Consider the following 11,105-nt stretch of genomic DNA (forward strand, 5'->3'; position numbering starts at 1 on the left):
GCCGCCGCGAGCTCGGCGGCCGCCTCGGGACGCCGGCCCCACAAGCCGACGAACTCGGTGTGCGGATGGGCGGCGAGCGTGGGGGCATGGGTCCGTGCGGCCCAGGAGCCCGTGCCGACAAGTCCAAAGCGCAGCGCGTCAGTCATCGAGGTCATGATCGGCAGTATCGCCCGGCGGCGGCAGGAACCGAAGACGTCACCGCCCTCCTCTCGCGGCGGGGCAGGTCCACCTTGGTCAGAAGGGGGAACGTGATGCCCGTGCCGGGAGCTCGTGGGGTCGGTATCGCCGCCCGTCCCGCCGCCGGAGCCGTAGGCCCCGAGGCCCGTCACCGGCCGTGCCGACGCCCTCGTTCGCAGGGGCCGCAGGCCCCAGTCGGCCCGCCGGAGGGACGCGGCCGTACGCGACACGGCGCCCGCTCAGCCCGGACGGCCCGCCCTGCCCCGCGGCGCAGACAGCGGGTCGTTGCATGGTGAATAATGATTCACCTCGCCGGGTGAATGTCGATTCACCCGACATACCCGACGTGCCGCGCCTGCGTCCGCCGTCCCGAGCACGAGGAACCGCTGCCATGGACCCCGCACCGATACCCGCGCCGCCGCGCCTGCGCGAGCGCCTCACCGTGCCCGTGCTCGCCTTCGGCGGCATCCTCATGGCGGTCATGCAGACCGTCGTCGTACCGCTGCTCCCGGACCTGCCGCGGCTCACCGGCGCGTCCCCCGCGGCCGTCTCCTGGATGGTCACCGCGACGCTCCTCGCGGGCGCCGTCCTCACCCCCGTGCTCGGCCGGGCCGGCGACATGTACGGCAAGCGGCGCGTCCTGCTGATCGCACTCGCCCTGATGACCGGCGGCTCCGTGCTGTGCGCGCTGACCTCCGACATCAGGATCCTGATCGCCGCCCGCGCCCTGCAGGGCGCCGCCGCGGCCGTCGTGCCGCTGTCCATCAGCATCCTGCGCGACGAACTCCCGCCGCACCGCACCGGTTCCGCCGTCGCCCTGATGAGTTCCACCGTCGGCATCGGCGCCGCCCTCGGCCTGCCGCTGGCCGCGCTGATCGTGCAGTACGCCAACTGGCACGTGATGTTCTGGGCGACCGGCGTGCTCGGCGCCCTCGGCCTCGCGCTCGCCTGGTGGGCGGTGCGCGAGTCGCCCGTCAGGTCACCGGGCCGCTTCGACGCGCTCGGCACCGCCGGGCTCGCCGCGGGCCTGGTCTGCCTGCTGCTCGGCGTCTCCCAGGGCGGACAGTGGGGCTGGGGGAGCGGCCGCGTCGTCGGCCTGTTCGCCGGCGCCGTCGCGATCCTGTGCCTGTGGTCGTGGCACCAACTGCGCGCCGCCCGTCCCCTGGTGGACCTGCGTCTGGCCGCCGGACGCAGGGTCGGACTGCCACACGTGGCTGCGCTGTTCACCGGCTTCGCGTTCTACGCCAACTCGCTCGTCACCGCACAACTCGTGCAGGCCCCCGTCGCCACCGGCTACGGCCTGGGCCTGTCCATCGTCGCGACCGGCCTGTGCATGCTGCCCAGCGGCGTCATCATGCTGCTGTTCTCCCCGGTCTCGGCCCGCGTCTCCGCCGCACGCGGCCCCCGCATCACCCTCGCCGTCGGCGGTGTCGTCCTCGCCCTCGGCTACGCCGTGCGCATCGCGGACAGCACCGATCTGTGGGTCATCCTCGTCGGCGCGGCCGTCGTGTCGACGGGCACCACGCTCGCCTACTCGGCGTTGCCCACGCTGATCCTGCGCGCCGTCCCCTCGGACGCCACCGCCTCCGCGAACGGCGTGAACGTCCTCATGCGCACCATCGGCCAGGCCGTTTCCAGCGCGGCGATCGCCGCCGTCCTCGTACACCACACGACCCGTGTGGGCGGCCTCGCGGTGCCGTCGCTGCACGGCTACCAGCTGGCCTTCGCCATGGCGGGTACGGTCGCCCTGGTGGCCGCAGCCATCGCGCTCGCCGTCCCGTCCGACCGTGTGAAGGAGGGCGTGGTCGAGGCGCTGCAGGCCCCCGTGGCCACGACGAAGGGAGCGTGAGGCAATGACCACGGCGTACGCCGACGAGCGCGGGCCCGGTGCGGGCCGGCGCGACGCGGAGGCGACCAGGACCGCGATCGTCAAGGCCACCCGGCACCTGCTCGCCCGGCACGCGCACGGCGACATCACCCTCAAGGCGGTCGCCGACCGGGCAGGGGTCAGCCCGCCGCTCATCCTCAAGTACTTCGGCAACAAGGACGCCCTGTTCTCCAGCGTCATGAACTTCGAGGCGGACGTGGAGTCCTTCCTCGACGCGCCGCTGGACGACCTGGGCCGCCACATGGTGCGCCACGTCCTGACCGGGCAGGCGGAGCGCGGCGCCGACCCCATCCTGCGCATCGTCTTCGCCCCGCTCCACGGTGAACAGGGCGAGATCCTGCGCGCCAACTTCCGCTCCCAGGTCAGCGGCCGCCTCGCCGCCCGCCTCCGCGGCCCCGACGCGGGCCTGCGCGCCGAGCTGGCCGTGTCGATGCTGCTCGGACTCGGCGTCATGTACGGCATCGCCCGCGGTCCGCACGTGCGGACCGCGGACATCGACGACGTCGTGAACCGCTACGCCCCGGCCGTGCAGGACGCCCTGGGCGTGCGGGGAACGGTGCGCCCGGCCGCCGCTCAGCGGCACTGAACGTCCAGCGGATCGAAAGCGACGGCGGTCTCACAACCGTCGGCCCAGCGCACCGTCACCTCCTCTTCGACCACCGAGACGTCCCGCACGGCATTGGCGAGGACCGCGTCCGGCTCCCCGCCCAACGAGGCCAGCGCCACCAGCACCCTGCTCCCCTCGACATCCGCCGACAGGCGGGGTACTCGCACCCACGCCTCGTACGCCGTTCCCTCGGGTGCCCGCACCGCGTCCGCGCCGTCGTCCCACCCGTGCAGCCCGGCCAGCTCGGAGCGGAGCCCCTGCGTCGCCCAGCCGGTGAGCGTCACCCGTGCCCCGTGCGGGGCGCCCACGATGCGGTGGACGCGCAGTTCGTACCGCCCACGCGCCACCGTCACGCTCTCCACGCGCAGCCCCGGCACCATCGGCGGCCCGGACGCGAACACGGGGCGGTGCCAGGACGCCGCCCAGCCCCACCCGTCGCCGTGTCCCGCGCCCAGCGGATGGATGCGCCGGCGCACGCTCGAGACACCGCCGACCTCCACCGCGAGGTGGTTGTCCGCGGCGTTGGCCGGGGACGTCGGGCCGGTGTGCGTGGAGTACGCCTGCCGGCCGTAGAGAGCGTCGTCCTGCGCCGCGAACTCGCCCTCGTGCGGCCGGACATGGTCACTGCCGTGGTTGTGCAGCCGCACGATGCCGTCCGCCCGCGTCGACTGGATCAGCAGGCCCGGCGCCGGCAGGGCGAGGACCCGGTCGGGGCCCTCGCTCGGTGCGGGCTCCTCCGTCGCCGTCCACAGTGGATCGTCCTCGCCGGCGAGCAGTGCCACGAAGCCCTTCGACGCCCAGTACGGGGACGCGGGCCCGGAGTACCGCTGCAGCGTCGCGCGGTGCGGGCCGTGCCAGCCCAGGCTCAGCAGGCCCTCGTCGGTGACGCCGCCCCGGTCGAGGAAGTAGCGCAGGCTGCCGCTGATCAGACGGCGTGACGTACCCGGGGACAGTGGCGTGTGACCGGTGACCGCACCGATGCCGACCGCCGCCGACGTCGCGAACCGGTACGTGAGCGAGCGCCCGAAGTGGATCGGCGCACCGTCGCCGCCGAAGAGCAGCGAGAAGCCCTCCAGGTGCTCGCGCAGCCGGGGGCCGAAGCGGGCCGACAGCGCCGTGTCGCCCGACAGGTGGGCGTGCAGCAGCGGGTACAGGTGCAACGCCCAGCCGTTGTAGTGGTCGAAGGCGCGGCCGTCGCCGTCCGCGTACCAGCCGTCGCCCCGGTACCAGGTCTCCATCAGCTCAAGTGCCCGGTCCATGGCGCGCGTCGTGGCCGCGTCACCGCGTCCCGCCGCCTCCAGGAACGACGCCACCATGAAGGGGAAGAGGTACCAGTTGTTCGGTGCGGGCGTGTGCGTGAGCGCGCCGCGCAGCCACTTCTCCGCCCGGTCCTGTACGTCGCCGTCGAGCCGGTCCCACAGCCAGGGCCGGGTCAGCATCAGGCCGAGCGCCACCGATGCCGACTCGACCATCGGCTGACCCTGGACGTGGTGGTCGAGGATCAGCGGCCACGACTCGGCGTCGTCCGCGCCGGGGGTGCGGGTGCCGGCGGCGAGGCCGCTCGCGTACCGCTCCAGCCAGCCGTGCGGGTCCTTGCCGTCGGCGCCCGCGACACGGAACCCGGCCGCCAGGAAGGTGCGGGCGAACCCTTCCAGGCCGTCCGAGCGGACCCCGGACGCGGAGGGGCGGCCCGGCAGGCCGAGCAGCGCGCCCTCGGGGGTGGCCCAGCGCCACGCGGCGCCGAGCAGACCGTCGGCCGTGGCCTCCCAGTGCGCGCGGGTGTAGCCGGTGAACGGGCTCGACTCGCGGTTCTCCGCGGGAAGTTCGAAGGGGATGCTCATGCGAGGAACGCCAGCCTTTCGCGTCGTACAGGATGGGCGAAACCGTCGCCCGCGGCCCACCGCGCCACCTCGTCGACCGCCGTGTCGGCGAGCCGCTCCCACTCGCTGCCCTGGGAGCCGGCGAGGTGGGGGGTGATCAGTGCGTTCGGGCAGTCCCACAGGGGGTGATCGGCGGGGAGGACGTCGGGGTCCGTGACGTCGAGCACCGCGCGGATGCGGCCCGCGCGCACCACGTCGGTGAGCGCGTCCTGGTCGATCACGGCGCCGCGCGAGGTGTTGAGGAGCGCGGCGCCGGGCCGCATCGCACCGAGCAGGGTGCGGTCGACGAGCCCGCGCGTGGCAGGCAGCAGGGGGGTGTGGACGCTCAACAGGTCGCTGCGCGTGAACAGTTCGGCCAGTTCCACCCACTCCACGCCGAGCTCGGCGGCCTGCGCCGGGGTGACGTACGGATCGTGCAGGAGCACGTCGAAGTCGAAGGGCCGCAGCAGTTCGATGACACGGCGGCCGATCAGGGAGGCGGACAGGATGCCCACGGTGCGGCGGTAGTTGCCCACGTCCTGAGTGGTCAGCAGCCAGTTGTCGCGCGCCCGGGTCCGTGCGAAGTCGCGGGCCCGCTCCAGGACGTGCTTGCCGTGCAGAAGGATCATGGCGAGGGTGTACTCGGCGACGGGCAGCGCGTTGGCCGCGGCCGCCGAGGACACCGCGAGGCCCCGCTCCCAGCAGGCGTCGGTGACGTGGCCGCGCACCGAACCGGCCGCGTGCACCACGGCCTTGAGGCGGGGCGCCGCCGCGAGGACGTCGGCGTCGAGCCGCGGGCAGCCCCACCCGGTGACGAGGACCTCGACGTCGGCCAGCACCTCCTTGGCGCGGACGGTCGAGAGGTCGTCGAGGACGGGCAGCGGGGCCAGGTCGCAGACCTCGCCCAGCGCGGCCAGCGCCCGCGAGGTGAAGACGGCCGCGGCCGCCTGCGGCGACATGGCCAACGCCGCGTCGGGCTTGCTCACTTGACCGCCCCTGCCGTCAGGCCGGACCGCCAGAACCGCTGGAGGAAGAGGAACGCGAGGACGAGAGGGAGCACCGCGAGGAGCGAGCCCATGATCACCACCGGGTAGTACTCGGGAGAGACGGTCGCCTGGCTGTTCCACTGGAACAGGCCGAGGCTGACGGGATACAGCTTCTGGTTGGAGAGCATCACCATCGGCAGGAAGAAGTTGTTCCAGATGGCGGTGAGCTGGAAGAGGAACACCGTGATCAGGCCGGGGCCGAGCATCCGCAGGGCGACGCGGACGTACGTCGTCAGCTCGCCGGCGCCGTCGACGCGGGCCGCTTCCAGGACCTCGTTCGGTACGTACCCCTGCGCGAAGATGCGGCCCAGGTACACGCCGAACGGGTTGAACAGGACCGGGATGAACACCGACCAGAACGTGTTCACGACGCCGGTCGCGGACGCGAACAGGTACAGCGGGAGCGCGAGCACCGTCTGCGGCACCATGACGGCCGCCAGCACCAGGCCGAACAGCTTCTCCTTGTGCCGGAAGTGGTACTTGTCGAAGGCGTAGCCGCAGGCGACGGAGATCATGGCGCCGATCGCCGCGCCGAGGACCGCGTACAACAGGCTGTTGCCGTACCAGCGGCTGTAGAGGCCGCCGTCCATCCGGAACAGGTCCTTGACGTTCTGGACGAGGGAGAAGTCGCTGAAGGACAGGATGTTGCTGCTGAACAGGGCGTCCCGGGTCTTCGTCGAGGCCAGCACCAGCCACAGCGCCGGCAGGACCGTGTAGAGGACGGATAGCGCGACGACCAGGTTGACGGTCGCCCGGCCCAGGAGCCGGGGGCGCAGCAGGGTGGACCTGCTCATCTCGGCAGTGGTCATCGGGCGCGCTCCTCTTCCGAGTTGACGCGGTTGGTCCAGCGCGTGACGCCGAAGGAGACGGCGATCGTGATGATCAGGAGGATCACCGACGCGGCGGCCGCGAGCGAGTAGTTGTTGCGGCTGAAGGCCGCGTCGTAGATGTACATGCTCGGTGAGAACCGGGCGTCGACGACCTGTGATCCGGTGCGCAGCAGCATGGGTTCGGTGAACAGTTGCAGCGCCCAGATCAGCGTGAACATCGCGACCATGACGATCGAGGAGCGCACCAGCGGCGCCTTCACCTGGAGCGCGGCGCGCACGGGACCCGCCCCGTCGACGACCGAGGCCTCCAGGACCTCCCGGGGGACCGCCTGCAGGGCCGCGTAGAAGACGACCATGTTGTAGCCGAGGTTGCTCCACACCGCGATGTTCACGATGGACGGGATCGCGGTGTGCAGGCCGAGGAAGTTGACGGTGATGTCGGCCTTGCCGAGGATCTCGATGATCGGGCTGATGCCGGGGGTGTAGAGGTACAGCCAGATGAGCGCGGCGATGATGCCGGGCACCGCGTGCGGCAGGAACAGGCCCAACTGGGCCCAGGCGCGCAGCCGTACGACTCCCGAGTCCAGCAGCAGCGCGAGGGCGAGCGAGCCGACGGTCATCACCGGGATGTAGATCACGCAGTACAGCGCGACCGTGCCGAGGCCGGACAGGAACGAGGGGTCCGTGAGGACAGCGGCGTAACTGCGCAGGCCGACGAAGACCGTGCGCTCGGGGCCGAAGCCGAGGCCCGGCTGGTCGTCGCTGAAGAAGCTCAGCCACACCGCCGTGCCGACCGGGATGAGGAAGACGAGCGTGAGGAGGACGAAGAACGGGGCCATCAGGACACCCGCGGCGCCGCCCCGGCGCCGTCCCGCCGCACGCTGCGCCTTGCGCCGGGAGCCGTCCGCCTCCCGCGGGGGTGCGGCCGCGGTCGCGGGCGCGTGGGTTGTCGCGGTCATGGGACTCACCTGCCTTTCGGGGTGCGGGTGTTCACGTGGAGTGCTGGGTGGTCTTGAGGCCGAGGGCCTTGAGGTCGGGCATCGTGCCGTCCTGCGCGGCGCGCATGGACGACTCGATCGTTCCGGAGCCCGCCGCCGCCCGGGCGAAGGCATCCGCCATGACCTGCCCGGTCGCGGTCATCCGGGGGCCCCAGACCCACCCGTCGGTGATCTTCTGAGCCTCGTTCTCGAACAGCGTGTAGATGTCCTGGCCGCCGTAGTACGAGCGGTCGAAGGCGGCACGGCCCTCCTTGATCAGCTCGGTCACGGCCGGGTACTGGCTGCTCGCGCCGCTGGACAGCCGGGCCTTGAGCGCGGCCGGGCTGGAGACCTGCCACTCGATGAATTCCATGGCGGCCTCGGGGTGCCTGCTGTCCTTGGTGATGGCGAACGTGGAGCCGCCCTGGGTGCCGAGCGCCGGCTTCGCGGGGTCCCACTGGGGCTGCGGGGCGATCCGCCACAGGCCCTTCTGCTGGGGGCGGGCGTTCATCTGGGCGCCCGCGTCCCAGGCGCCGCTGTGCCGGGTCAGGACCAGGCTGTTGCCCGCCTGGGCGTCGGCCTCGCGGCTGTTGGGCGGGTTGACGTAGACGAGGTCCTCGTCGATGAGCCGCTGCCAGTACGCGGACACGCGGCGGGTCGCGGCATCGGCGAGCGACACGTTCCAGGCGCCCTTGGACGTGTCGAACCAGTGGGCACCGGCCCCCCAGCACCACGCCGAGAACTGGCCCATGTCCGTGGAGAAGAAGGTCGCCCTGCGCTTGCCGCCGGTGCGACGCACGGCGCGGGCCAGCTCGGTGTGTTCGTCCCAGGTGGTGGGGACGTCGAGGCCGTATTTGTCGAACAGGTCCTTGCGGTAGTGCAGCACCATCGGCTCGACGTCCAGGGGCACGCTGTACGTGCGCCCCTGGAAGGTGGTCAGGCCGAGTGCCTGCGGCAGCAGCTTGGCCTTGAGCCGGTCACTGATCACATCCGTGATGTCGCGGGCGACTCCGTCGATCGCGTACCCCGGGACCTGCGGGTACTCGATGGTGGCGACGTCGGGTGCGTTGCCCGCGCGGGCCGCGTTGCTGAGCTTGAGATAGCCGCCGGAGGTGCCGGAGGGTATCTGCTCGAAGGCGACCTGGATGTGCTTGTGGGTCTTGTTGAACTCGTCCACCACTTCCTGGCTGCCGCGCAGCGCGGACCAGAACGTGATGGTGGTCGTGCCTTTGGTACCGGACGTGGCTGTGCTCCCGGATGACGCGCTGTCGGTCCCGCTACAGGCGCCGAGGGCGCCCGTCAGCGGCAGCGCGGTGATCGCGGCGAGCACGGATCGACGGCTCTGTCGACCGGGCATGGGCGCCTCCCGCGGCTCCTGCGTGTTCGAGTCACGGGAATACTGATCGGCTGAACGGACCTGGTCAATAGATCGATCAGAAGAAAATAAAACGGTCAAACGCTCATCGAGGGGCGGCAGTTCATCCGGCGGACGCGGCGGTCGGCGGCACCTGGGTCGAGCCGCGCACCGACAGCGTCGGCAGCAGCTCCACACGCCGCGCAGGGCCCGCGGACCCCCCGGGAGACCGGTCGCCGAGCCTGCGCAGCAGCAGCTCGGCGGCGGTCCGGCCGACGTCAGCCTTCGGCGGCGACACGGCCGTCAGCGGCGTACTGCCGAGCGCCGCGACCACGTCGTCGTACGCGATCGCGGAGCAGTCCTCCGGTACCCGCACCCCGCTGTCGCGCAACGACTGCACCAGCATCAGGGCGTCCACGTCGCCGTGCAGCACGGCCGCCGTCGCCCCCAACTCCTGCAGCAACGCCGGGAGGTCGATCGGCTTCTGCGCGCTCTCCGCCGCGGGGTCGGGGGCCGCACCTGGCGTGCTGAGGGCCAGCGCCCACTTGTCGACGTCCGGGTGCTCCGCGGCGATCTCGGTGAACGCCGCGCGCAGGGCGCGCGCCGTCGGGCTGTCGTCGCGTGCGGCGAGCACGATGCGCCGGTGGCCGAGACCCGTGAGGTGCTCGACGGCGAGATGGATGCCGTACCAGTGGTCCGTGCAGACGGTGTCCACGGCGTGCAGCGGGCTGCCGCGCCGCGGCCTGCGCTCCATCATGACGGCGGGCACCTCAAGGCGCGACAGCCAGGCGTAGTCGGCCTCCTCCGTGGCCCTGCTGCGCCAGCGCGGGGCGATCAGCAGACCCCGCGCGCCCTCCGCCAACGCCCGTTCCACGATCGGCTGTTCGGCGCCGGGCACGGTCGGTGCGATGTGCAGCGCGATGCGGACCCCGGCCTCCTCGAAGGCCGACCGGGCGCCGTGCAGTGCCTCGTACAGGTAGGCGTGACGCTCCGGCACGACGACCGCGACCGGGCCGCCGTCCACCGGCGGCGCCACGGGCGCCGCGGGCCGTTCGGTCTCGGGCAGGAGCGGCCGGGCCACCCCGTGGCCGCGCCGCAACCTGCCCTCGCGGGCCAGTTCCTCCACGTCGCGGCGGAGCGTCACCACCGACACCGCGAGCTCCGCGGCGAGATCGCTGACCCGGGTCGCGCCGCGCGACTGCACCACGGCGAGAATCCGCTGGCGCCTGGTCTCGACCGGTTCGCGCATGCTGATGGCCCCCTCGCCCCGCTGTTCGTTTGAGCGCTTTGCTTGAACGCTTCGCGGCAGCATAACCAGGGGGTGCCCGGCGCCGTCAGCTCTCGGCGGTCTTCGGTTCCGGGGGAACGCGGTCGAGGACGATGCCGAAGTGCTGGTCGTAGGCCCTGAGGACGGCGTCGTCGGAGGACAGTTCGGTACGGGTACGCCGCGCGCCGGTGGTCCGGGTGAGCGTATGACCGCTGAGCGTGACCCGGCCGTCGCCGGTCAGGAGCGAACAGACGAGGGACCGGGTGAAGCGGGAGTCGGGCGAGGTGCGGTGGTACCAGGCGCCCGCCGCGAAGTCGCCCAGATCCCGCGGCCGTTGATCGAGCAGGTACTGCGGCTCCCCGTCGCGCAGGACGAGAAGATCGCCGTGCGCCGCCTCCGCGATCCGGAAGGCGCCGCCGGGATCGCTCTGGTCGCCGCGCTCGTCGTACGCGAGCGGGAAGTGGGTGTGCGTGCCGAAGCCGATGTCGGCGAGCCAGTCGGCGCCCTCGGCGTCGCGCACGCGCAGCGCCAAGTGGTCGTAGGGGATGCCGAGCCGGCCGCCGTCGCCCACGCCGCGCGCCTGCAGCAGCGTCACCTCGAAGCCGAGGGCGCCGAGCAGCGCGGCGAACGCGCCGTTGACCTCGTAGCAGAAGCCGCCGCGCCGCCGGTCCACGAGCTTGGCGACGAGCCGCTCCGCGTCGAGCCGGATGTCCTCGCCCAGGTGCACGGAGAGATTCTCGAAGGGCACGGTGCGCAGGTGCGCCAGGTGCAGGTCGCGCAGGGCCGCGGCGGTCGGGGCGGCGGGGCGGGCGGCGCCGATGCGGTCCAGGTAGGCGTCGGTCCGGGCGGCGTCGAGAGGCGGGACATCGGTACGGGTGTGCTCCATAGGGCCAGTGTCACCGCTCTCCCGCGTCGGGACCGGGCCGGACCGGCAGCCGGCGCACGCTGTTGCCGACGAAACCGGCGTGTGCGGGCAGTTCGGCGTCCGGCACGGCCAGGGCGAGCCCGGGGAACCGGACGAACAGACGCTCCAGCGCGATCGTCGCCTCCAGGCGGGCCAGCGGCGCCCCCAGGCAGTAGTGCGCGCCGTGCCCCAGCGA

General features: G+C 72.4%; 9 protein-coding genes and 2 pseudogenes. 2 read left to right on the forward strand and 9 right to left on the reverse strand.

The annotated features are described in order from the left end of the window. Positions 1 to 146: pseudogene (locus G3I40_RS47760) on the reverse strand (gfo/Idh/MocA family oxidoreductase); the annotation flags it as partial. Between the two features lie 422 nt (positions 147 to 568). Between G3I40_RS47760 and G3I40_RS41630 the strand changes: the two are divergent. Both G3I40_RS41630 and G3I40_RS41635 read left to right on the forward strand, forming a co-directional pair. Next, positions 569 to 2,026 (forward strand): MFS transporter, encoded by a 1,458-nt coding sequence (locus G3I40_RS41630; RefSeq protein WP_164559991.1) that lies wholly within the window; start codon positions 569 to 571, stop codon positions 2,024 to 2,026. Between the two features lie 4 nt (positions 2,027 to 2,030). Next, positions 2,031 to 2,651, forward strand: coding sequence for a TetR family transcriptional regulator (locus G3I40_RS41635; protein ID WP_164559992.1), 621 nt, complete (start codon positions 2,031 to 2,033; stop codon positions 2,649 to 2,651). Here G3I40_RS41635 and G3I40_RS41640 read toward each other — a convergent pair. From G3I40_RS41640 to G3I40_RS41675, 8 genes and pseudogenes are all read right to left on the reverse strand, one after another. Next, positions 2,639 to 4,513: a DUF2264 domain-containing protein gene (locus tag G3I40_RS41640; protein ID WP_164559993.1), complete on the reverse strand. Its 1,875-nt coding sequence runs from the start codon at positions 4,511 to 4,513 to the stop codon at positions 2,639 to 2,641. The two genes, G3I40_RS41635 and G3I40_RS41640, sit on opposite strands and share 13 nt — an antisense overlap. Further along, complete coding sequence (locus G3I40_RS41645; RefSeq protein ID WP_164559999.1) at positions 4,510 to 5,490, reverse strand: hydroxyacid dehydrogenase; 981 nt, start codon at positions 5,488 to 5,490, stop codon at positions 4,510 to 4,512. The genes G3I40_RS41640 and G3I40_RS41645 overlap by 4 nt, the downstream gene beginning before the upstream one ends. A 23-nt stretch (positions 5,491 to 5,513) precedes the next feature. Continuing rightward, positions 5,514 to 6,386, reverse strand: a complete 873-nt coding sequence (locus G3I40_RS41650) for a carbohydrate ABC transporter permease (RefSeq protein ID WP_164559994.1) — start codon at positions 6,384 to 6,386, stop codon at positions 5,514 to 5,516. Beyond that, the gene (locus G3I40_RS41655; protein ID WP_164559995.1) at positions 6,383 to 7,366 is read right to left on the reverse strand and encodes a sugar ABC transporter permease; all 984 of its coding nucleotides are present in this window, start codon (positions 7,364 to 7,366) and stop codon (positions 6,383 to 6,385) included. The genes G3I40_RS41650 and G3I40_RS41655 overlap by 4 nt, the downstream gene beginning before the upstream one ends. Before the next feature lie 31 nt (positions 7,367 to 7,397). Continuing rightward, positions 7,398 to 8,741: a sugar ABC transporter substrate-binding protein gene (locus G3I40_RS41660; protein WP_164559996.1), complete on the reverse strand. Its 1,344-nt coding sequence runs from the start codon at positions 8,739 to 8,741 to the stop codon at positions 7,398 to 7,400. Between the two features lie 121 nt (positions 8,742 to 8,862). Further along, a complete protein-coding gene (locus G3I40_RS41665; RefSeq protein ID WP_164559997.1) occupies positions 8,863 to 9,987 on the reverse strand; it encodes a substrate-binding domain-containing protein in 1,125 nt (374 codons plus the stop codon). Between the two features lie 85 nt (positions 9,988 to 10,072). Then, entirely contained in the window at positions 10,073 to 10,891 is an 819-nt protein-coding gene (locus G3I40_RS41670) for an arylamine N-acetyltransferase (RefSeq protein ID WP_164559998.1), read from the reverse strand. A gap of 10 nt (positions 10,892 to 10,901) precedes the next feature. After that, positions 10,902 to 11,105, reverse strand: a pseudogene (locus tag G3I40_RS41675) (cytochrome P450); the annotation flags it as partial.

Source organism: Streptomyces sp. SID14478 (assembly GCF_010548525.1).
Taxonomy (GTDB): Bacteria; Actinomycetota; Actinomycetes; order Streptomycetales; family Streptomycetaceae; genus Streptomyces.

Bases quoted from the DNA above. Each gene is read 5' to 3' on its own strand.
- G3I40_RS41630 (WP_164559991.1), top strand. From the start codon at position 569: ATGGACCCCGCACCGATACCCGCGCCGCCGCGCCTGCGCGAGCGCCTC.
- G3I40_RS41635 (WP_164559992.1), top strand. From the start codon at position 2,031: ATGACCACGGCGTACGCCGACGAGCGCGGGCCCGGTGCGGGCCGGCGC.
- G3I40_RS41640 (WP_164559993.1), bottom strand. From the start codon at position 4,513: ATGAGCATCCCCTTCGAACTTCCCGCGGAGAACCGCGAGTCGAGCCCG.
- G3I40_RS41645 (WP_164559999.1), bottom strand. From the start codon at position 5,490: ATGTCGCCGCAGGCGGCCGCGGCCGTCTTCACCTCGCGGGCGCTGGCC.
- G3I40_RS41650 (WP_164559994.1), bottom strand. From the start codon at position 6,386: ATGACCACTGCCGAGATGAGCAGGTCCACCCTGCTGCGCCCCCGGCTC.
- G3I40_RS41655 (WP_164559995.1), bottom strand. From the start codon at position 7,366: ATGACCGCGACAACCCACGCGCCCGCGACCGCGGCCGCACCCCCGCGG.
- G3I40_RS41660 (WP_164559996.1), bottom strand. From the start codon at position 8,741: ATGCCCGGTCGACAGAGCCGTCGATCCGTGCTCGCCGCGATCACCGCG.
- G3I40_RS41665 (WP_164559997.1), bottom strand. From the start codon at position 9,987: ATGCGCGAACCGGTCGAGACCAGGCGCCAGCGGATTCTCGCCGTGGTG.
- G3I40_RS41670 (WP_164559998.1), bottom strand. From the start codon at position 10,891: ATGGAGCACACCCGTACCGATGTCCCGCCTCTCGACGCCGCCCGGACC.